The following is a 21141-nucleotide window of genomic DNA, read 5'->3' on the forward strand; positions in this document are numbered from 1 at the left end:
GTGTCATGCACCACCCAGTTTCCCGCATGTTCGATGGTTTCGCCTGGTCAGGACGTCACATTCGCCGGTCGCCGGACGGGCAGGAGGGTCCCCGCGGCCGCGAGCAGGGCGAATCCGGCCGTCACCGCGTGCAGCGTGACGCCGAGGAAGCCGGGCGTGCTGCCGTCGGCGGCGAACAGCAGCGAAGGCGCGCAGGCCAGCGCCGTGGCCAGCCAGGTGCCGGTCGCCGCGCCGGCGCCGATCCGGATCGTGTGCAGCAGGAACACCCCGAGCAGCAGGTGGACCAGGCTCTGGATCGGGTCGAGCCGCAGGCCGAGCAGGTCGGCGTCGGCGGCGACCCCGCCGAAGCGGGTCAGCGCGAAGCCGAACACCCCGAGGGTCGCGTAGCCGATGCCGAGCCCGGCCGCGGCCCGGGTGAGCACCGCCGTCCGGCGGCCCGGGTGCTCGGCCGCGCGGGGCGCGCGCTCCCCGTGGGCGTGCCGTTCGAACCACCAGAAGACGCAGGTCGCGGGCACCGCGAGCAGCCCGACCGCGACCAGCGTGCGGGGCCGGACCAGCCAGCTCAGCCCGTCGGCGATCCGGCCGGGGAGGTAGACGACGGCGACCAGCAGCAGCATCCCGGCGAGGAACGCCAGGTAGAGGCTCATCGGCGCGCGGAGGACGAACCGGCAGGCGGTGGCGACGCCGGGTCGCTCGCCGAGCCGGTTCAGGGGCCCGGCCAGGAGCCCGAGCAGGCCGAGCTGGACCAGGCCGAGCAGCAGCACGCCCCACGGCGGTGCCGAGAACGCCGCCGGGGCGCCCGGGCTGCCGAGCAGGACGGGTGGCCCGTCCCGCAGGACGCTCATCCCGGCAAGGCCCACGACACCGGCGAAGACCGCGAAGCCGAGAAAACGCCGAGAAGGACGTACGCCGTCAGCGTGCGCGAAGGCGAGCTGCTGGGCGAGGAGCGCCAGCGCGAACGTCGCCGCGTAGCGCGGCAACGGCGAGCCGGACCAGCTCGCGGCCAGTTCGCCCGCGGCGACCAGGGCCAGGAGCCCGGCGCCGGCGCTCACCGGCGCCCGGCGGTGCAGGGCCAGCAGCGGCGGTGCGCAGACGATCGTCAGCAGGTAGACCCCGAGCAGCCAGAGCGGGTGCAGGGCGATCCGCATGACCGTGGCCGTCGTCCCCGCCGGGATGCCGAGGAGCTCGAGCGCGAGCGGGGTCAGCAGCGCGACGACGGCGAAGATCAACGCCGGGCGCAGCAGCGGGCTGGCGCGTTCGGCCAGGTAGTGGCGGTAGCCGCCGCCTTCTTCCTGTTCGGAGCGCCAGCCGGCCGCGTTGAGGTGGCCGCCGGCGAAGAAGATCAGCGGCGCGAGCTGGGCGAGCCAGGTCAGCGGCCACAGCGCCGCTTCGGGCGTGCCGGCCCAGTGCGCGAGCGCCGTCACCGACTCGCCGAGCAGCAGGAGGACCACCCCGCCCGCGCCGAGCAGCGCCCAGGCGCTCACTGACACCGGGGTGACGGGTGACCGGACCGGGGTTTGGCGGCGGGTGTGCAGCCAGCCGCGCAGCCGGAACACCAGCAGGCAGCCGATCACCAGCACCCCGGCGACCATCGGGCCGATCGGGTCGCCGACCGGCGGTCCCCAGCGCTGGTGCCACGAGTTGACCACCAGCCCGGCCGAGTAGAGGGACGCGACGACCCGGCAGGTGACCGCCGAGTTCATCGGGTTGAGGTCGCAGGCGTGGTGCATGTCGGCCGAGAGCCGGTCGTCCAGGGCCTCGCGGACCTCCGGGCCGAGCGGGTGGCCCTTGCGGTCGGCGTACCGCAGCAGGTCGTAGCCGAGGTCGTGGGACTTGCACGGCACGGCGTAGTCCCACTTCGTGTTGTCGTCGCCCCACGGCGTCGAGCAGCCGCCGTCCACGTGGACGGCGCGGACCGTGCCGTCGCGGGCTGTCAGCACGCCCGGGGTGACGCCGCTGAGCGCGGTGAAGTCCTTCGGCAGCCGCGCCAGCGCGTCGGGGTGCGGACCGGGGTGGACCAGCGCCTCGATCGCGTTCTGCGCGGCCAGCACGTCACCGGTGGGCGGCCCCTGGTCCGGCGGGGACGGCGGGCGCGAGCTGATCAGCCCGAACGCGAACACCACCAGCAGGACCAGCAGCAGCCAGCCGGACGTCGACCAGGGTCGGCGGACACGGGGCTCGGTCGGGGCTGGCATGGCTTCAAGGGTGCCAGCCCCGTCACGACGCCGACATGGGGATAACCCCAGGAGTTCATTGCGGCTTTTCCCCATGCTGCCCGATCGGGTGACACGAGGGCCTCCGAGACTGCCCGTTCTTACGTTCCGCCGCCGGCCACCGCCCCGGACACTGGGCACAGGGGGGGCGCGGCGACCAGGAGGGCGTGCTGTGGGCTCGACCGATCCCGGCGGCGAGCGGCCCGCCGTGCCCGTGGAGAACACCGTGCGCGCGCTGCGCCGGCTCGCGCCCGGCGCCGTCCTGCGCGAACCGCGCGACGCGGACCTGCGGGTGCTCGCCCGGGCGTTGCGCGAAGGTGCCGAGCCGATCCGGACGCATCCCGGCGAGGTCGTCCGCGTGGTGCTGGCCGACCAGCTGCGCGCCCTCGACCGGGCGACAACCGGGTTGTTCGGCCCGGACGCGCACTGTCCGGAGGTGGCCCGGCTGGTCCGGGCCGCCCGCTACAGCAGGTTCCGGGGGGCGGGCGGCCCGCTCGCCTGGCTGCGCGCCGAGCCGGGCTTGCGGGCGGCGGCGCTGGGCTGGGCGGACGTCACCCGCCACCGGATCCTCGCCGGGGAGCTGCGTGGCGCGCCGGTGGTCCCGTCGGCCGAGGACGGCCGGCGGGCGGCGGAGCTCGCGGTGGCCGCGCTGCTGCCGCGGCCCGACCCCGCCGACGTGGGCCGGGACGTCCCGGTGCCGCGGGCCGGCAGCGCTTTCCTCAGCGTTCGTTCGGTGCACGTCGGCGAGCGCGGGTTCCGCGTCGACGTGGACGCCGTCCCGCCGGTCGAGCTCGTGCACGACGCCGACGGCCTCACCCTGCGGGCGCTGTGGTGGAACGGCCTCGGCCGGGTGGCCGACGACCTCGGGTACGAGTACCTGGTCCTGGCCAAGGACGCGGCCGGGACCGGGACGGTCCGGCACTGGTGCCACCCCCGCCCGGCCCCGGGCGCGAGGGTGCTGCGGCTGGAGTCGGCGGGCTACCGCGGCGAGCGGCTGCGCCTCGACCCGGCGGCGGCGGGCACGTCGGCCGAGGTGGTGGTGAAGCTGGAGCTCACGGTGCGGTTGGGGGCGTGAGCCGGCCGGCGCAGGTCGCGGCCGTGCTTTCGCCGGGTAGACGGCGCCGGGGTGCTGCGGCTGGAGCCCGCGGGTTACCGCGGCAAGCGGCTGCGGCTCGGCCCGGCGCGGCGGCGGTGGCTCGGCCCGGCGCGGCGGCGGCCTCGTCCGCCGAGGTGCTCGATCTGGCGGCGGCTGTGTTCGCCGAGGTGCTCGATCCGGCGGCGGCCGCGTTCGCCGAGGCGCTGACGCTCACGGTGCGGCCGGCGGCGTGAGCCCGCCGGGCGTGTCCGGAGCGAAACAGACCTGGTCGCGGCCGTTCTCCTTCGCCAGGTAGACGGCCGCGTCCGCGGAGTGGAGCAGGCGTTCCAGGGTGTCGCCGTGCCTCGGGTGGCGGGCCACGCCGATCGACGTTGTCCGGTCGGCGATCGTGGCCGGGTCGCCGCGTTTGTCCGTTGTCACGATATGCAACTTGGCAATCGCAACGCGTATGCGCTCGGCGGCGTCCCAGGTCGCCTCTTCGTCGATGTCCGGCAGCAGAATGAGGAATTCCTCGCCGCCGAAACGGCCGACCAAGTCGCTCGGTCTGGTCACTTCGTCGAGGGTTTGCGCAACCGTGCGGAGCACGTCGTCACCCGCCGGATGTCCATAGGTGTCGTTAATCCACTTGAAGTGGTCGAGATCGACCATCAGGAGCGCCAGCTGATCACCCGATCGAGCAGTCCGTTCGAGTGCCCGCTCGGCCGACTCCGACCAGCCGCGCATGTTGAGAATGCCGGTTTTCGGGTCCGTCCGGACGTCGTTCTGGAGCTGGTCGAGTTCCGCGAGGCGATTGAAGACCACGGTGGCCACCGCCATCACGACGACCATCGGCGGGACGACGGCGAGCAGAATCGCGGTCACCGCGCCGAGGCCGATGGTGATCGCTTCGAGCATGTTGTCGGCCGGGCTGCCCAGGACGTTACGCACCGTCGGTTCGGAGGACATGCCGAGCGCGAGCGCCCCGCCGACGTAGACGATCTGGATCGCCTCGTAGATGAGGCCGGTGAGCAGGATCGTGCCGAACTCGCGGAGGAAGTCGCCCCAGCCGAAGCCCAGGAAATGGGGCCCGAGCGCGGTGTAGGTGAGGTGCGCGAGCACGCCGGCGAGACCGTGCGTGATCGAGGAGAAAATGAAGTTGTGGGCCGGGCGGCGGGCGATGAACCAATGCTGGAGCCGGACGACGAAGATGACGAGCAGGGTCAGCGGTACCGGCAGGATCATCGCGGCCGAAAAAGTCCACACGGCGGTGAGGTCGATCAGCACCGTCTTTTTGCGGTTCCGGCGGCGTTCTTCCTGGCGCTGGGTCAGCTGAATGTGGACGGTGGCGCCGGCGGCGAGTATTCCGAAGTTTATCCAGTCACGGGGGACGAGGGTCTGTGAATGGGCCAGGGAAATGGCGAGCACGGCGACGGCGAGCGCTTCGCTCCCGAGCATGAAAGCGACGACGCGGGGGCGGCGTCGCCACAGCGCCCAGTTCCGCGGGGAGAAGGGGTGCTCGCGCCGGACCGTCCGGGGTGGACCACCGGCCGTGGTCGCCTGGTCTGCCTGTTCGCGTGGCGCCGGCGGCCGCGGTGTGCTCCGGCCCGCCTGCTCGCCGTCGCCGGTCGCGGCGTCGTCTGCTCCGGGATGCAATTGGTCACCTCCTTTCCAGGCTACTGGGGTCCTTGAGTAATCTCATCGGTACCTGCCAGAGTGTTCACGCATTCCGTCGGCGGGTATCATCCCACTGCAACGGAACTGCCGAGTCCTCGGTGGAACTGCCGGGAACGCGGACCAAAAGCATCTTCAGGCTCCCCACACGGAGGTGGCACCGTTGACCAACCGCGATCTCTGATGAGCCGTCGAATTGTCGTCCGTCGATTACCCCGAGAGGTGGCAGCTGTGCGCAACCGCGACCTGTGACCGGCTGAATACCATTCATGATCTTGACTGCACGGAGAGGTGGCTCCCGATGGCCAACCGTGACCTCTGAACCCCCGCTCATGACGGCTGTGGTTCCGGTTCCGCCCCGCCGACCCGGCGCCAGGCGAACCCCACCGGGACGGCCACGAGCAGTCCCACCACCCCGGCGAGCGCGATGGTCGTGTCCGCCGAACCGATCGCCTGGGCCACCAGCCCCCCGATGCCCACGCCCACCCCCTGGGCGACCCGCAGGCCGGTCCGGTACAGCCCGCCGGCGCTGCCCCTGATGTCGTTGGGGACCCACGTGATGAACGTGGCGGACACCGTGATGACGTACGCACCCGTCGCACCGGCCAGCGCGAGCAGGACCAGCGCGAGCGCCAGGCTCGGCCGCAGCGCGAAGGCCGCCAGCGCGGCCAGCGGCAGCGCGGCCAGCACCCCCAGCAGCTTGCGGCGGTGTTCCGTCGAGACGAACCGCGACAGCACGAACGTGCCGACCACGAAGCCCAGCGGGTCGGCCGCCAGCAGCCAGCCGACCGCCTGGTCACCCGCGCCCAGCTGGGCGGCGAGCGGCGCGGCGAGGCCCTCCGGGATCACCGCCAGGCCGACGAGCCAGGACAGGTAGAGCAGCACCCGCAGCCGTTCGTCGCCGAAAACCTGCCGGACGGCGCCGAACCAGGGGGCGCCCCCGTTCCCGGCGGACGGCCGCCGCAGCACCATCAGCCGCACCGCGACGGCCGCGACCAGGAACGTCAGCGCGTCGATCGCCAGCGCCCACGACGTGCCGATGGAGGTCACCAGCAGGCCGCCGGCGGCCAGCCCGGCCAGCATCGCCGTGTTGTTCGTGATCCCGCGCAGGTCCTGGCTCTGCAGGTAGACGTCGTCGTCGGCGAAGATCTCGCGGCCGAGCGCGTTCTGCGCCGCGTTGCACGGCGCGTTCGCCAGCCGCGCGAAGACGAACAGCACGAACAGCCAGCCCATCGGCGTCCCGGGCACGGCCATCAGCCCGACCAGCACGGCCTGCGCGAACGAGCCGGTGACCAGCACCGCGCGCCGGGGGAACCGGTCGGCGAGCTGGGAGAGCCCGAGCCCGCCGGCGAGCGCGGGCAGGAACGTCAGGGAGTAGACGACGGCCGAGAGCAGCGGCGACCCGGTCCGGTCGAAGATCAGGATGGCCAGCGCGACGATGGTCAGCTGGTCGCCGAGCATCGACTGCGTCTCGGCGAACCACAGCGCGCGGAACTCCCGGTTGGCCAGGACGGCTCGGAGCCGGGGGGTCGCGCGCGTCGTCACCTCGTCACCACCGTCCCCCGATCGAGTGAACATGGACCGTCCGCATTGTGCCTCGCCAGTGACGGCCTCGTCCGGGGGAGTCACCGCCGCCCTCCCGGAAGCACTAACAGTATGCCGCCGGCTACACCCCGATGTCTTCGGAACGCGCACCCCTCACTCCCTGGGGAAACCGATCGGATGACGCCCACCGACGAGGGGCGGGCGGTGGCCGTGACCGGTGCGCGGGTACCTCCGGGCTGATCGAACCGGACTCGCTCGGCGCAGAGCGGCGGCCGCTCGTCGTCTCCGGCGATGCCGCGTTGGACCGAATGGGCCAAGACTGGAAAGCAGAGCCGGCCGGGGTGGACGGACCGCGCGCCGCCGGCGCCGCAGAGCGGGGAGAAGACGATGGACGGGTTGATGCAGGGCAAGTCGGTCGTGGTGACCGGCGCCGGGCGGGGGCTGGGTGAGGCGTTCGCGGTGCACGTCGCGCGCGCGGGCGGGGCGGTGGTCGTCAACGACATCGACGTCGAGCTGGCCGAGCGGACGGCGGAGAACATCCGGGTGCACGGCGGCCGGGCCGTGGCCAGCGGGCACAGCGTGGCCGACGCCGGCGAGGCGCAGGACATCGTCGACCTGTGCGTCAAGGAGTTCGGCGGGATCGACGGGCTGGTCAACAACGCCGGGCTGAACTACGAGGCGCTGCCCTGGGAGGACGACGCCGAGCAGGCGCGCGAGCTGGTCGCCGTCAACGTCATGGGCGTGGTGAACACCGGGCTGGCCGCGATCAAGGCGATGGTCGGCGCGGGCACCGGCGGCTCGATCGTCAACATCTCCTCGGGCGCCTCGCTCGGTCAGCGCAAGCTCGGCGTGTACGCGGCGAGCAAGGGCGCGGTCGCGTCCCTCACCTACTCGTGGGCCCTCGACCTCGAGGAGGCCGGGATCCGCGTGAACGCCGTTTGCCCGCTCGCGCACACCCGGATGGTGTGGAAGTCCGAACGCTCCCTGCGCGCCTGCCCGCCGGACCGGACGCCGTCGCGGATCGCGCCGGTCGTGCTGTTCCTCCTCGGCGACGGCTCGCACGGCATCACCGGCCAGATGATCCGGTGCAACGGCCCGCAGCTGCACATCATGGGGCAGCCGTTCCTCAAGCAGCCGATCCTCGAGCGTCCCGTGTGGGACACCGAGACCGTGCAGAAGGCGTTCGACGAGGTGTTCGCCGCCCACCTGGAGAACTACGGCCTGGAGAAGCGCGTCCCGCCGCGGCTGCGCAAGTGGACGGACACGACCTCGCCGCGCACCGCCTGACCCGCTACGAGCCTGCTGCCGGTTCCGGGTCGCGCACGGCCGCGTAGAGGGCTTCGATGTCGGCCGAGTACCGGTCGTTGATGACCCGGCGCTTGAGCTTCAGCGTCGGGGTCAGCTCGCCGGACTCGGGCGTCCACGTCTTCGGCAGCACGTGGTAGCGCTTGATCTGCTCGATCCGGGCCAGCCTGCTGTTGGCCGACTCGACCGCGCGCTCCAGCTCGGCCCGCACCGCCGGGTGGCTCGCCAGCTCCTCCGGCGCGGCTTCGACGCCGTTCGCCGCGGCCCAGCCGGGCGCGATCTCGTCGTCGAGCACGATCAGCGCCGTCACGTACGGCCGGTCGTCGCCGATCGCGACCGCCTGGCCGATCAGCGGGTGCTCCTTGAGCAGGCCCTCGATCCGGGTCGGCGCGATGTTCTTGCCGCTCGAGGTGATGATCAGTTCCTTCTTGCGGTCGGTGATCGTCACGAAGCCGTCTTCGTCGATCGTGCCGATGTCGCCGGTGGCGTACCAGCCGTCGGCGTCGGTGGCGTCGGCGATCGTGCCGTCCTCCTGCAGGTAGCCGAGGAACACGATCGGCCCGCGCACCAGGAGCTCGCCGTCGTCGGCGACACGCACCTCGACGTCGGCGAGCGGCTTGCCGACGGTGCCCGCGCGGAACGACTCGCCGGAGTTGGACGTCGCCGCGCCGGTCGTCTCCGACAGGCCCCAGACCTCGCAGATCTCGAGGCCGAGACCGGCGAGGAAGTAGATGATCTCCACCGGCAGGGCGGCCGCGCCGCTGGAGGCGACCAGCACCTTGTCCAGCCCGAGCAGCGCGCGCACCGGCGCCAGCACGGCTTCGTCGGTCTTCGCGATCCGTTCGGCCAGCTCGGCCGGCACGGGCTGCCCGGCGCTGCGCAGCTTGTAGCCCTGCTGCAGCAGCTCGTTCGCCTGCAGCAACGCGGTGCGCCGGTCCTCCGGCACGCCGGCGAGCATGTTCTTCAGCCCGGCGACCATCTTCTCCCACACGCGCGGGACGCCGAAGAAGCTCTGCGGGTGCACCTGGCCGAGCGCGCCGACGACGCCCGACGGGTCGGCGAGGGTGTGCACGTGGCCCGCCCACACGATCGGCAGGTACACCGACAGCTCGCGCTCGGCGATGTGCGCGAGCGGCAGGTACGCGATGTTGGTCGCGTGCATCGGCGGGTGGTGCAGCTCCGTCACCGCGTACGCCTGGTGGATCGCGTTGCGGTGCGACAGCACGACGCCCTTGGGGTCGCCGGTCGTGCCGGAGGTGTAGATCATGGACAGCGGGTCGTCCGGCCGGATGCCCTGCCAGGACCGTTCGAACGCCTCGGGATCGGCGGCAAGCGCTTCCCGGCCCTGGGCGCGAAGGGCGGCGAAGGAGAGGAACCGGTCGTCGCCCTCGGGGATCGCGGCTTCGTCCATGACGACGATGTGGCGCACGGCCGGGAGGTCGTCGAGCACCGGCCGCCAGCGCGCCAGCTCGTTCTCGCCGCCGAGCACCACGACCGGCGCCGCGCTGTGCCGCGCGACGAACCGGATCTGGTCCGGGCTGAGCGTGGCGTAGGCGGTGCACGGGATCGCGGACAGGTGCGTCGCGGCGAGGTCGGCGATGATGTGGTCCGGGCAGCCGGGCGCCATGATCAGCATCCGGTCGCGCGCGGCGAGCCCGAGCCCGGCCAGGCCGCGCGAGACCTCGGCGATCGCGGTGCGGAACTCCAGCCAGGTCAGCGTCGGCCGGCCGTCGAGGTCGAGCGAGGTGATCGCCGGCAGGTCGGGGTATTCGGCCGCGTTGCGGTGCAGCAGCCGCGGGATCGTCTGGCCTTCGGTCTGCTCGGCGACGGACGGGGTGGTCAACGCTGGCCTCCTCGGGTGCTCCGGATGGCCACACTGTAGGGGCTCCCGGCGCGGGTGGATAGAGAATCGCGGCCAGGTCAACCGTCGCCGTCGAAACGGACATAGCGGTCAGGTCCCCACGACTGTCCACTGTGTACACGGGCGGCCGCGCGCGAACCACGCTTCAATGGGGGGACCACGGACTCCAGGGGGAACCGATGACGCGGTCGGCGCGCAAGCTGCTCGAAGAGATCCAGGCCGAACTCGCGCCGCGCGACGGCGACAACCGGCTCGTGCCGCTGATCACCGCGGGCCGCGCGCCGCGGGCGGTGTTTTCCGCGCTCGCCGCGGAGGAGAAGCTGATCACGCTCAGCGACTGGCGGAGCTTCCACGCGCTGGCCGCCCGGGCCGACGAGCCGGCCGCGCGCACCTTCTTCGGCGGCCTCGCGCCGGGCGAGCAGCAGGCGAACGGCATGCTCGACGCGTTGCTCGAGGCGGTTGGTCCGGACCACGGGGACGAGCTGCCGCGCGCGGGCTGCCAGGCCTACCCGGCGTACGTCGCCTGGCTCGCGCTGAACGGCGAATCGTCGGCGACCGCGGCCGGGATCTTCGCGAACTTCGCCGCGTTCGGCCGGTACTGCAAGGACGTCGCCGCCGGCATGCGCGAGCACTACGGCTTCGGCGACGCCGAGTGCGCGTTCTTCGACTTCTTCGCCGCGGACGTGCCGGAAATAGAAGAACAAGCGCTCGCCGCGATCCAGGCCGGCCTCGACGCGCACCGGCTCGACCGGCGTGAAGCGCACCGCTGCGCCCGGCTGTTCCAGAGCTACGAGCTGTTGTTCTGGAACACCCTCGCCGACGAGTTCCCGGGCTGACGCGCGGGGCGCCGTCGCGGAACCGGTACCGGCGCCGCGGAGAGGGGCGGGACCGCCGTCTTTGCGAAATGGCGGGAATTCGGCGGCGCCGTCCGGGGAATCCGTGGTGACGAACGCGAATCCCGCGCATTTCCGCTTTCCGGGCGCCGTCCGGCCCGAACGGAGGGGCGCGGCGGCGTCGCGACGGCGAGACCGTGACGTTTCTCACCGAACGATTCGCCGCTGTCGTACGTAGCGGCCCCGGCGGGGGCGACCGGCGGGACCGGCACCGGTTCCAGGCTGCACCCCATGGCGCGGAACGGATGCGGAGCTGGGACGAACGTCACGACTTTCGGTGGTGGACTTTCCAAGCGCAGGCAGCGAGTGTGGATGGGTCACCGTTCCAAGATCACGTTATCGCCACGGACTTGACGCGCCCTGGAGGGCTGCCTAACGTCGTCGCGGGCGAAGCAGACCACGGTGATGTTGATCCGGCTGGTCGGAATCCGGGTGTTGACCGCCTCGGGCGACCCGAAACCATGTACTGCCGGAAGGAAAACGGACCCAGGTGAAGCAGATTTCTCTTCGACGCAACCAGGGATCCTCGATTCGGAAGCGCGTGCTCACGATCGCGCTCATCCCCAGTGTGGCCCTGCTGCTGGTGGGCGTGGCGCTCGCCGGCTACCTCATCTACGACGCCGTGACGGGGCGTGACTACACGAACCGGATCCGCGGCTCGGAAGCGCCGTCCATCCCGTTCTTCGCCGCGCTGCAGCAGGAGCGCCAGGCGACGCTGAGCCTGCTCGCCGGTCAGGGCAACCAGCGCGCCGTGCTCGCGGCCGTCCGCCCCAAGACGGACCAGAACGCCGCGAAGGTGATCGGGTACCTCCGGGACAGCTTCGCCGACTACGACGACACGCCTCCGAGCGTGCAGAAGAACATCGCCACGTTCTTCGGGCTGTACCAGCAGCTGCCGCAGACCCGGCAGGCGGTCGACAGCGGGCAGATCCCGATCGGCCAGGCCTTCACCTACTACAACAAGATGCTCGACCAGTTCACCGACGGCGTGGCCGGGCTGGCGCAGAACGCCCGCGGCGCCCAGAACGCGTTCGACCGGCTGACCGCCATCCCGCTGTTCACCGCGGCGGACGCGATGCAGCGCTCGGACGCGCTCGCCGCCGCCGGCGCGGCCGCGGGCAGCCTGAGCAACGAGGACTTCCGCGCCTACAGCGGTCAGGTCGGTGCCTACCACGCCCAGCTCGACGCGTCGGCGCCGAAGATGATCCCCGAGGTCAAGGCGAAGTACGACCAGCTGCTGGCGAGCCAGCCGTGGCAGACGGTGACCCAGGTCGAGACCGCGTTCCTGCGCGGTGACCTGAGCAAGCTCCCGGTGGCGCAGGACCAGTGGCGCACCGCCGCCCGCCAGGTCGGCGACGCGCTGATGGGCATCTTCGTCGCGCAGAGCGCGAGCGCCAGCCAGGCCGCGATCGAGGACGCCGACTCGACGTTCACCGAGTCGCTGATCGCCGGTGTGATCGCGGTCCTGTTCGCGGTCTTCGTGGTGTTCGTCGCCGTCCGGCTGTCGAACCGGCTCATCGGACGGCTGCACCGGCTGCGCGAGGACACCCTCGACGCCGCCGAGGTCCGGCTGCCGGAGCTGGTCGCCAGGGTCCGGGCGGGCGAGCCGGTCGACCTCGAAGAGGGCGGTCACTTCCTCGACCACGGCACCGACGAGATCGGCCAGGTCGCCGACGCGTTCAACAAGGCGCAGCAGACCGCCATCGCGGCCGCCATCGACGAGGCGAAGGTCAGGGAGGGCACCAAGACGGTGTTCCTCAACATCGCCCACCGCAGCCAGGTCATCGTGCACCGCCAGCTCAAGGTGCTCGACCAGGCCGAGCGCAAGCAGGAGGACCCGGACCAGCTGGACACGCTGTTCCAGCTGGACCACCTCTCCACCCGCGCCCGCCGCAACGCCGAGAACCTGATCATCCTCGGTGGCGGGCAGCCGGGCCGCCAGTGGCGCAACCCGGTCGGGCTGGCCGAGCTGGTCCGCGGCGCGTCCGCCGAGACCGAGGACTTCGCCAGGGTCAAGACGGCGGTGCTGCCGCAGATCGCCGTCCGCGGCCCGGTCGTCGGCGACCTCGTGCACCTGCTCGCCGAGCTGATCGACAACGCGACGTCGTTCTCGCCGCCGCAGTCGCGGGTCGAGATCCGGGGCAACGTGGTCGGCAAGGGCGTCGTGATCGAGGTCGAGGACCAGGGCCTCGGGCTCGAGCCGGACCAGACCGAAGAGATCAACGCGATGCTGGCCGACCCGCCGGACTTCGGGATCATGGCGCTGTCCGACGAACCGCGCCTCGGCCTGTTCGTGGTCGCGCGGCTGGCCGCGCGCCACGGCATCCAGGTGCACCTGCGGGAGTCGGCCTACGGCGGCACCCGGGCCATCGTCCTGGTGCGCACCGACCTGCTCGCCCCGCTCGCCGAGACCGAGCCGGAGCAGCCGATCACCCCGCCGAAGCCGGAGCTCGTCCCGAACCCGGTCGAGCCGGAGCCGGTGAACGACGAGGTCATGCCGCTCAAGCGGCAGCCGCGCCGCCCGGCCCGCCACCGCACCGAGCCGCCCGCCCCGCCGGTTTCCGTGCCGCCGCCACCCGCGGCCGTGCCGCCGCCGGCCCCGGCCCAGCCGCCGTCCGTGCCGACGCCGGTCCCGGTCGGGTCCGTCTCGGAGCCGATGAGCCAGCCGACGCAGGCCCAGCCGACCCAGGCACAGCCCGCCGCAACCGCCGCAACCGCCGCACCAATGCGGCCGCCTGCGCCGCCCGCCCGGACCTCGCGCCCGGCGCGGCCGGCCGCGCAGCAGCCGGTGTGGCCGCCGCAGGAGCCGCGTGCTTCGGTGCCCGAAGGACGGCCGCAGCAGCCGCGCCGCCCGGAGGCACCCGGCCGCCCGCCGCTGCCGCAGCGGCGACGCCAGCAGAACCTCGTTCCCCAGCTGCGGGAGGACAAGCCCGCGGCCGTCGCGGAGCGCGAAGAGGTCCGGCTGGACTCCCCGGAGGCCGCCCGCAGCAGGCTGTCCGCCTTCCAGCAGGGCACCCGCCGGGCCCGAGACGAAGAGTTTCCCGAGAACGACGACAGGTACGGAGAGCGCGAGTAATGGTCAACTCAGGCGCCCACGAGCTCGACTGGCTGCTGGACGACCTCGTCAAACGGGTCGCCGGGGCGGACCGGGCGGTGGTCCTGTCCTCGGACGGCCTGCTCATCGGCAGGTCCGGCAACCTTTCCGAGGAGGACGCCGAACACCTGTCCGCGGTCGCTTCGGCGTTCCAGAGCCTGGCCCGCGGCACCGGACGGCACTTCGGCGGCGGCAACGTCCGCCAGACGATGGTCGAGATGGACCACGCGTTCCTGTTCGTGACGGCGGCCGGGCGGGGCGCCTGCCTCGCCCTGCTGGCTCGCGAGGACGCCGACATGGGGTTGGTCGCGTACGAGATGAACTTGATGGTGAAGCGGGTCGGCCAGGTCCTCACCTCGGCCCCGCGGACCGGCGCCGGCGTCTCGCCCACGTCGCCATGAGCGCACGGCACGAAGCCTGGTTCGACGACGAGGCCGGCCCCCTGGTCCGGTCGTACGCGGTCACGGGCGGCCGCACCCGGTCGGACACCCTCGGGCTCGACCTCATCACGCTCGTGGTCGCGCTGCGCACCGCGCACGAAGCGGGCATGCTCGAACCGGAGTACGCGCGCATCATCGCCCTGTGCCAGCGGCCGGTCTCGGTGGCCGAGGTGGCCGCGCGGGTCGATCTCCCGCTGCCCGTGGTGAAGGTGATGCTGAGCGATCTCATCGAGCAGAACCTGGTGCTGTTCCGTACCGCGGCGCCGGTGAACGAAACCCCCAACAAACACGTACTCCAGGCGGTTCTTGATGGCATCCGGAAACTCTGATCCCCGGCGGAACCTGACCGCTACCGCGGTCAAGGTGCTGATCGCCGGTGGCTTCGGGGTCGGCAAGACCACGATGGTCGGTTCGGTGAGCGAAGTTCCGCCGCTGCGCACCGAAGAAGTCATCACGACCGCGTCCGAGGGCGTGGACGACCTGTCGGGGGTCGAGCAGAAGACCACCACGACGGTCGCGCTCGACTTCGGGCGCATCACGATCAACCCGGACCTGATCCTGTACCTGTTCGGCACGCCGGGCCAGGACCGGTTCTGGTTCATGTGGGACGAGCTGGCGGAGGGCGCGCTCGGCGCGGTCGTGCTGGCCGACACCCGGCGGCTCGACAGCTGCTTCGCGGCGGTGGACTTCTTCGAGCGCCGCAACCTGCCGTTCGTCGTCGGCGTGAACTGCTTCGACGGCGCGTACCGCTACGGCACCGAGGAGGTCCGGCAGGCGCTCGACGTCGGCATGGACGTCCCGCTGCTGCTGTGCGACGCCCGTGAGCGGGAGTCGACGAAGCAGGTGCTGACCAGTCTCATGGAACACGTGATGGCGCGGTCCGACCTGGCAGCCGCCCAGGGCGGCTACTGATCGGACCGCGCTCCGCGGTGGTCCCGCTCAGCGGCGTCGGCGCTTGATCAGCGCGTCGACGGCGAAGCGACCGGGGCCGACGGCCGCGAACAGCAGGAAGATCCACGAGTAGACGGCGGCGGGCTCGCCCATGTTCTGCAGCGGCAGCAGGCCCATCGGGGCGTGCACGGTGAAGTAGGCGTAGGCCATCACGCCGGACAGCACCAGCGCGGCCGGCCGGCTGGCGAGCCCGATGAGCAGCAGGACGGCCCCGGCGAGCTCGAGCAGGCTGCCCCACCAGCCGGGCCACGAGCCGAAGGGGACGCCGCCGCCCTGGCCGTCGATGCCACCGAAGAAGCCGAATCCCTGCAGGCCGTGGAAGCCGAACAGGAACGAGATCACGATCCGCGAGGCCCCGACGACCAGGCCGGTGACCGGGTTGGCCCGGGTCTCCGTGGTGGCGGCGGCGGTCTGGGTCTTGGGGGCGATGGTGGTGGTCATTTCGGGTTCCTTCCCTGGGTTCTCCTTGGCCTTCTGCCTACGCGTCGTTCGGGCCACCGCCGGTTCGACACCCTCGTGGAAAAATCTTGGACGGGTTTCGGCAGACTGGTCGGATGGCGGGCAAACGCAGTGCCGGGCTCCTGCTCCACCGCGGGCGGGGCGAGGACGTCGAAGTGCTGCTCGGGCACATGGGCGGGCCGTTCTGGGCGAAGAAGGACGCGGCGGCGTGGTCGCTGCCCAAGGGTGAGCTCGACCCGGACGAACCGCCGGAGCGGGCGGCGCGGCGCGAGTTCGAGGAGGAGCTGGGCCTGCCCGCGCCTTCCGGTGAGTACGTCCCGCTCGGCGAGGTGAAGCAGTCGGGCGGCAAGGTCGTCACGGCGTGGGCGGTCGAGGCCGACCTCGACCCGGCCGCGGTGGTGCCCGGGACGTTCACCATGGAGTGGCCGCCGCGCTCGGGCAAGCAGCAGGAGTTCCCCGAGGTGGACCGGGTCGAGTGGTTCCCGGTGGCGGTCGCCCGGGAGAAGCTGCTGAAGGGCCAGCTGCCGTTCCTGGACCGGCTGCTGGCGCTGGTCAGCGGCTGAGCAGGGCTTCCAGCGGCTTGGCCGTGAAGGACGGCAGCACGACGTCGGCCTGGCCGAAGTCGAGGCTCTCGGTGATCGCGTTCGGGACGGCGACGCACGTCAGGCCGGCGGCCTTGGCGGCGGTGACGCCGTGCGGGGTGTCCTCGAAGGCGATGGCTTCCGTCGCCTCTGCTCCGAGCGCGTCGAGGGCGGCGAGGTAGAGGTCGGGGTCGGGTTTGGCCTTGTGGAGGTCCCCGGTGAGGACGGCGTCGAAGTAGTGGCCGATGCCGAGCCGTTCGAGGTGCGGGTTCACCCAGCCCCCGGACGAGCTGGACGCGACGGCCAGCTTCAGGCCGTGGTCTTTCGCGGTCTCCAGGTAGGTTCGGACGCCTTCGCGGGGCCCGAGCTTTTCGAGGAGCTTCATGACCCGGGCCTTCGTGACCGGCCGCAGCGCCTCGGGATCGATGCCCGGCGCGTACTCGGCGAGCAGGGCGAACATCGCGGGCGTGGTGTGCTGCGTGCCGATGACGGCGTACCACGCTTCGAGCGGCAGCTCGGCCCCGTGCTCGCGAAAGACCTCCTGCCACGACTGCAGGACGGCGGACTCGGTGTCGGCGAGCGTGCCGTCGAAGTCGAAGACCAGGGCGCGGGTGGGCACGCCTGCACCCTGCCCGCTCGGTGATCGTTCAGGCAAGGGAGTTGTGACGAGACCGAAAGGCCTGCATGGCCGCGTCTTCGGTGGCCGACCACACCGGGGCCGATGGTGTGCACGACCCACTTCGTGGGCAGCTTCCCGGCGGTGGTGGCGACGGCCGGTCAGCAGCCCTGGTCTACCCCCGCCGTTGGCGGCCACCCTCGGGCGGAGCCGTGCAGATCGGGTACCTGCCCGCTAGGCGAGGAAGAACTCCGCCACCACCGGGGCCAAAGCCGGTGCCTTCACGATGTGCGTCTGGCCCGGCAGCGTCCGGTACTCCGCCGAGGGCAGCACCTTCGCCAGCGACGCCACGCCGTGGCGCATCCAGTCCGGGCTGCGGCCGCCGTCGAGCACCAGTGTCGGGACCTTCACCTCCGGCCAGGCGGCCGGCAGGGGACGGCCCGACTGGTGGTCGCCCATCACCGCCGTGTCGTACGGGATCGTGTGGGCCACCCGCTTGAGCTTCGGCCAGAACGGCATGATCCGCATCATGGCCACCGTCACGCCGCTCAGGCCGACGCCTTCGGTCATGAACATCTTGACCGCCTTGCCGCGCTTGCCTTCCCGCAGTGCTTCGTCGAGCCGGGCCGCGTAGTCGGCCGGGACGCGGGCGCGGGTGTCGTCGACGACGAACGGCGGCTCGTACAGCGCCAGCTTCGGCACCGGGAGGCTGCGAGCCGCTTCGAGGGCCAGCGCGGCACCGGAGGAGATGCCGAACAGGAACGCCTCGCCGCCCGCCTCCTTGACCACCGCCGCGAGGTCCTCGACCTCACGCTCGACCGAGTACGGCCCGGTGTCGGTGCTCTCGCCGCGCCCGCGGCGGTCGTAGGTGTACACGGTGAAGCGCGCGGCCAGCTCCTTCGCGAGCGCGTCGTTGATCGACGAGCCGCGGTAGGACATCGCGCCGTCGACGAGGACGAGCGCGGGGCCGGACCCGGTGGCGCTGTAGGCGATCTTCGTGCCGTCGGCGGAAACCGTCGTGCTCATCGGGACTCTCCTCGCGGCAGCAGGTGGGCGGACGTCGTGGCGAGCCAGGCCCAGGCGAGCGCCACCGCCGCCCAGAAGCCGAGGATGACGACCGGGCTCGTCGACCCGGACGCTACGCCGCCGAAGCCGGCGAGGAACAGCACTCCGGTGATCCGCGAGTACCACGCCCGGGCGGGAGCCAGGTGCGAGCCGACCGCGAAGCAGGCCGCGACCAGCGCGGCGAAGCCGAGGCCGCCGGAGACGAAGTGCAGCACGCCGTGCCAGCTCACCGGCGACGGCGGCCCGGCGGGGGTGCCCAGCGGGAAGCCGTCCTGCGGGTCGGCGCGGAAGAGGCCCGCGCAGATCAGGCTGACGCCGTACGCGGCGAGCAGTCTCGGCCCCCACCGGCCGGGCAGGGCACGCCGGATGCCGGCCGCGGCGGCGAGCGTCAGCAGGCCGGTGCCGACGAAGTTCGCGATCTGGATCCAGCCGAGGTCGCCGTTCGCCAGAACGCTCGCCGGGTGCCGCGTGAAGTCGAAGCCGGCGCGGGTGAGGCCCTGGAGCAGCCCGGTGCCGACGAACAGCGGGCCGGCGAGGATTCCGCAGGTCAGCAGGGTGCGAGTGGAGGTGTGGACGCTGGCGGGAAGTGTGGTGGTGGTCATGCGGACAGCGTGGCATCCGACCGTTCAAACTGTCAAGACAAAAAAAATTGTCGGCGGCACGTGTGGCTCGACCCCGCGGCGGCGGGCGAGCGGATCAGGCCGAGCGCAGGGTGAGGAGCGTGATCTCGCTGGGCGCGAAGATGCGGAACGGCGGGCCCCAGAACCCCGTGCCGCGGCTGTTGTACAGCTGGGTCGGGCCGTGCCGGGTCAGGCCGGACAGCGTCGGCTGGTCGAACCGCACCAGCAGGTGGAAGGGCCAGATCTGGCCGCCGTGCGTGTGGCCGGAGATCTGCAGGTCGACGCCGGCTTCGCGGGCCTCCCGCACCTGCTTCGGCTGGTGCGCCAGCAGCACCACCGGCACGTCGGACGGGACGCCGTCGAGGGCCGCCGCCAGGTCGGGGCCGTGGCCGGGCAGGCCGGACGCCGTACCCGTCGGGTCGTCGATGCCGGCGAACAGGATCCGGTCGCCGCCGCGCTCGAGCAGCGTCGAGCGGTTGTGCAGGGTGTCCCAGCCGAGCCCGGCCATGTGGTCGAGCCAGGCCTGCGCCTCGCCGAAGTACTCGTGGTTGCCGGTGATGTAGAACCGCCCGAGCCCGGCCTGGACGCCGCCGAGCGGGTCGACCTGCTTGCGGCGCCGCGCCACCGAGCCGTCGGCGAGGTCGCCGGCGTGGCAGACGACGTCCGCCTCCAGGGCGTTGACGGCCGCGACGACGTTCTCCGACCACTTCGTCCGGTCGATCGGCCCGAAGTGGGTGTCGGTCAGCACGGCGACGCGCAGGCCGTCGAGGCCCGGGCCCAGCCGCGGGATGACGACGTCGACCGCCTTGACCGGCGGCACGCGCATGGCGACGCGGTTGCCGTGCACCAGCAGCGAGACGGCGACCAGTGCCGTGACGCCCGCGACGATCCGCGACCGCGCCGGGTCGTCGACGCCGAGCAGCGCGACGCGGAGCACCAGGCTCAGGACCGACCAGCTGAACAGCACCCAGATCACGGCGAGCAGCGAGTCGCCGAGGCGCGCGGCGCCGTCGCGCTGGCGCCGGCCGTGCCCGAAGACCGTGGCGACCGGCATGGTCACCAGGCCCAGCGCGAACAGCGCGGTCCCGGCGATCGTGCCGGCGACGCCCCAGTCCGGCGCGAGCACGAGCGTCCACCACGGAACGGTGAACAGCAGGAGCAGCGCCAGGATCGGCACGACGACGAATTGGCCTCTCATCGAACCAGGTTACAGCCCAACGGGCTGTTAGCCCGGACCCGCGGGTCGCGATTCCGCTACCCTGGGATCTCGGAGGGGAAAGGGGGACGGCCGCCGTGAACACGTTGCTGGAGCTGGCGTTCCCCGTCGTGACCAGCCCGACCGCGCTGGTCGCCTTCGCCTCGCTCGCCGCCGCGAGCCTCCTGGTCGTGCTGCTCGTCGGCAGCACCCACGGCAGCGAGCTCGCGCTGTGGTCGGCGCCGGTGCGCAGCCGCGCCACCGCCCTGCGCCGCCGCGCCCGGCGCGCCGAGTCGATCCGGCTCCGCGACCCCGCGGCGCCCGGCCGCAGCAGGCCACGAGCACCCGGTTCCCGCAGCACGGCTGCGTAGGAACCTCCCCGACGCAGCCCTTCCGCCTGCCCCTTTCCTTCTCACTCTCGCGGAGTGCTGCCCATGTTCGGCTTTCTCGACGTGCCCGTTTCCGGCGCGTACCACCTGATCCACTGGCTGCTCGACGCCACGGCGTTCACCGGCCCGCTGTCGGCGGCCCTGGCCATCGTCCTGTTCACCCTCGGCGTGCGGCTGCTGCTGCACCCGCTCGCCCGGTCGGCGGCCCGCGGCGAGCGCGCCCGCGCCGCTCTGCTGCCGGAGATCCGGGCCCTGCAGACGAAGCACGCCGGTGACCGGGAGCGGCTGGCCGCGGAGGTGACGAAGCTGCAGCAGGAGTCCGGGACCTCGCTGTTCGTCGGCTGCCTGCCGATGCTGCTGCAGCTGCCGTTCTTCACGGTCATGTACCGGCTCTTCACGACGGCCACGATCGGCGGCGAACCCAACTCGCTGCTCGGCGCGACCCTGCTTGGCACGCCGCTGGGCGCGCACGGCCTGGCCGGCGGCCCGCTCGTGGTCGTGATCGCGGCCGGGCTCGCCGTCGTCGCGTGGTTCTCCGTCCGCTGGCAGGACCGCCACCGGGACGCGACGGCCGAGGTGCCGGGCGCGAAGCTGCTGCGGCTGCTGCCCTACGGGACCGTGCTCGCGACACTGGTCGTCCCGCAGGCCGCCGGGATCTACCTGCTCACCACGACCGCGTGGACCGCGGCGGAACGGGCGCTGCTACGACGCGGCTCGTGAGCGCCGCCAGTCCGCGACGGCCTCTTCGACGTCCACCAGCGCCACCGTGAGCGGCGGTCCGTTGTGGTGGTTGCGGTAGGCGGCGCGGATCCGCTCGTTGAGGTCCTCGACGAGCTCGCGCACCCGCGGTTCGGTCCGCTCCGCGGCGAGTGTCGCCGGCAGGTCCTGGACTTCGCGCTTGAGCGCGAGCGCCGGCGGCAGCAACGCCTTCGTGTCGTGGCCGCCGGCCCGGACCTGCCGGAGCACCCAGTCGGTCGCCGCGTCGTTGCCGGTGGGCTTCGGCAGCGGCTTCCCGGTGCCGGGCAGGTCGTCGAACTCGCCGCGGTCGCGGGCCTCGTCGATCTGCCGGTCGACCCACCAGCGGAAGGAGACCTTGGGCGGCTTGCGTCGGGTCATGCTTTCCAGGGTAGGCAGCGCGCCGCGGTGAATCACGGGACCAAGGTCCCGG

The 21141-nt window shown here is 72.3% G+C and carries 21 protein-coding genes; 11 read left to right on the forward strand and 10 right to left on the reverse strand.

All coding sequences use genetic code 11. The annotated features are described in order from the left end of the window. Positions 1-47: 47 nt before the first annotated feature. Positions 48-2195, reverse strand: coding sequence for a phospholipase A2 (locus tag ACH54P_RS38445; protein WP_489908189.1), 2148 nt, complete (start codon positions 2193-2195; stop codon positions 48-50). 190 nt (positions 2196-2385) lie between these two features. On the opposite strand from ACH54P_RS38445, the gene ACH54P_RS38450 reads away from it, so the two are divergent. Together ACH54P_RS38450 and ACH54P_RS38455 are read left to right on the forward strand one after the other, a co-directional pair. Continuing rightward, positions 2386-3288, forward strand: coding sequence for a hypothetical protein (locus ACH54P_RS38450; RefSeq protein ID WP_489908190.1), 903 nt, complete (start codon positions 2386-2388; stop codon positions 3286-3288). 116 nt (positions 3289-3404) lie between these two features. Next, on the forward strand, positions 3405-3542 hold the full coding sequence (locus ACH54P_RS38455; protein ID WP_489908191.1) for a hypothetical protein: 138 nt from the start codon (positions 3405-3407) through the stop codon (positions 3540-3542). Here ACH54P_RS38455 and ACH54P_RS38460 read toward each other — a convergent pair. Beyond that, entirely contained in the window at positions 3520-4941 is a 1422-nt protein-coding gene (locus ACH54P_RS38460) for a GGDEF domain-containing protein (protein ID WP_489908192.1), read from the reverse strand. The two genes, ACH54P_RS38455 and ACH54P_RS38460, sit on opposite strands and share 23 nt — an antisense overlap. A 348-nt stretch (positions 4942-5289) precedes the next feature. Then, a complete protein-coding gene (locus ACH54P_RS38465) occupies positions 5290-6537 on the reverse strand; it encodes an MFS transporter (protein ID WP_489908193.1) in 1248 nt (415 codons plus the stop codon). Positions 6538-6891: 354 nt separating this feature from the next. Between ACH54P_RS38465 and ACH54P_RS38470 the strand changes: the two genes are divergently transcribed. After that, positions 6892-7791, forward strand: a complete 900-nt coding sequence (locus tag ACH54P_RS38470) for an SDR family NAD(P)-dependent oxidoreductase (protein WP_489908194.1) — start codon at positions 6892-6894, stop codon at positions 7789-7791. Positions 7792-7795: 4 nt separating this feature from the next. On the opposite strand, the gene ACH54P_RS38475 is transcribed toward ACH54P_RS38470, so the two are convergent. Then, positions 7796-9652, reverse strand: coding sequence for an AMP-dependent synthetase/ligase (locus tag ACH54P_RS38475; RefSeq protein WP_489908195.1), 1857 nt, complete (start codon positions 9650-9652; stop codon positions 7796-7798). Between the two features lie 197 nt (positions 9653-9849). Between ACH54P_RS38475 and ACH54P_RS38480 the strand changes: the two genes are divergently transcribed. The 5 genes from ACH54P_RS38480 (at position 9850) to ACH54P_RS38500 (ending at position 15009) form a co-directional block, all read left to right on the forward strand. Beyond that, on the forward strand, positions 9850-10506 hold the full coding sequence (locus ACH54P_RS38480) for a transcriptional regulator (RefSeq protein ID WP_489908196.1): 657 nt from the start codon (positions 9850-9852) through the stop codon (positions 10504-10506). A 598-nt stretch (positions 10507-11104) separates the two neighbouring features. Further along, positions 11105-13639, forward strand: a complete 2535-nt coding sequence (locus ACH54P_RS38485) for a sensor histidine kinase (protein WP_489908197.1) — start codon at positions 11105-11107, stop codon at positions 13637-13639. Beyond that, positions 13639-14058 (forward strand): roadblock/LC7 domain-containing protein, encoded by a 420-nt coding sequence (locus ACH54P_RS38490; protein WP_489908198.1) that lies wholly within the window; start codon positions 13639-13641, stop codon positions 14056-14058. The genes ACH54P_RS38485 and ACH54P_RS38490 overlap by 1 nt, the downstream gene beginning before the upstream one ends. Continuing rightward, positions 14055-14426, forward strand: a complete 372-nt coding sequence (locus tag ACH54P_RS38495; RefSeq protein WP_364721849.1) for a DUF742 domain-containing protein — start codon at positions 14055-14057, stop codon at positions 14424-14426. Before ACH54P_RS38490 ends, ACH54P_RS38495 begins: the two co-directional genes overlap by 4 nt. Continuing rightward, positions 14407-15009 carry a GTP-binding protein gene (locus ACH54P_RS38500; protein ID WP_004561734.1) on the forward strand — a complete coding sequence of 201 codons (603 nt, stop codon included), beginning with the start codon at positions 14407-14409 and terminating at the stop codon, positions 15007-15009. Before ACH54P_RS38495 ends, ACH54P_RS38500 begins: the two co-directional genes overlap by 20 nt. Before the next feature lie 27 nt (positions 15010-15036). On the opposite strand, the gene ACH54P_RS38505 is transcribed toward ACH54P_RS38500, so the two are convergent. Beyond that, positions 15037-15489 (reverse strand): DoxX family protein, encoded by a 453-nt coding sequence (locus ACH54P_RS38505; protein ID WP_489908199.1) that lies wholly within the window; start codon positions 15487-15489, stop codon positions 15037-15039. A 113-nt stretch (positions 15490-15602) separates the two neighbouring features. Between ACH54P_RS38505 and ACH54P_RS38510 the strand changes: the two genes are divergently transcribed. Further along, positions 15603-16070, forward strand: a complete 468-nt coding sequence (locus tag ACH54P_RS38510) for an NUDIX hydrolase (RefSeq protein WP_489908200.1) — start codon at positions 15603-15605, stop codon at positions 16068-16070. On the opposite strand, the gene ACH54P_RS38515 is transcribed toward ACH54P_RS38510, so the two are convergent. The 4 genes from ACH54P_RS38515 to ACH54P_RS38530 form a co-directional block, all read right to left on the reverse strand. Beyond that, a complete protein-coding gene (locus ACH54P_RS38515) occupies positions 16060-16707 on the reverse strand; it encodes an HAD family hydrolase (protein WP_489908201.1) in 648 nt (215 codons plus the stop codon). The two genes, ACH54P_RS38510 and ACH54P_RS38515, sit on opposite strands and share 11 nt — an antisense overlap. A 231-nt stretch (positions 16708-16938) precedes the next feature. Then, positions 16939-17730, reverse strand: a complete 792-nt coding sequence (locus ACH54P_RS38520; protein ID WP_489908202.1) for an alpha/beta fold hydrolase — start codon at positions 17728-17730, stop codon at positions 16939-16941. After that, a complete protein-coding gene (locus ACH54P_RS38525; RefSeq protein WP_489908203.1) occupies positions 17727-18371 on the reverse strand; it encodes a DUF998 domain-containing protein in 645 nt (214 codons plus the stop codon). The genes ACH54P_RS38520 and ACH54P_RS38525 overlap by 4 nt, the downstream gene beginning before the upstream one ends. 94 nt (positions 18372-18465) lie before the next feature. After that, on the reverse strand, positions 18466-19587 hold the full coding sequence (locus ACH54P_RS38530) for a metallophosphoesterase (protein WP_489908204.1): 1122 nt from the start codon (positions 19585-19587) through the stop codon (positions 18466-18468). Positions 19588-19682: 95 nt separating this feature from the next. On the opposite strand from ACH54P_RS38530, the gene ACH54P_RS38535 reads away from it, so the two are divergent. Continuing rightward, positions 19683-19955 (forward strand): DUF6412 domain-containing protein, encoded by a 273-nt coding sequence (locus tag ACH54P_RS38535; RefSeq protein WP_489908205.1) that lies wholly within the window; start codon positions 19683-19685, stop codon positions 19953-19955. A 63-nt stretch (positions 19956-20018) separates the two neighbouring features. Next, on the forward strand, positions 20019-20693 hold the full coding sequence (locus tag ACH54P_RS38540; RefSeq protein ID WP_489908206.1) for a YidC/Oxa1 family membrane protein insertase: 675 nt from the start codon (positions 20019-20021) through the stop codon (positions 20691-20693). On the opposite strand, the gene ACH54P_RS38545 is transcribed toward ACH54P_RS38540, so the two are convergent. Beyond that, positions 20676-21089, reverse strand: a complete 414-nt coding sequence (locus ACH54P_RS38545; RefSeq protein WP_489908207.1) for a DnaJ family domain-containing protein — start codon at positions 21087-21089, stop codon at positions 20676-20678. The genes ACH54P_RS38540 and ACH54P_RS38545 overlap by 18 nt on opposite strands. Positions 21090-21141 lie beyond the last annotated feature (52 nt).

It is taken from the genome of Amycolatopsis sp. N2S4-7 (genome assembly GCF_058119595.1).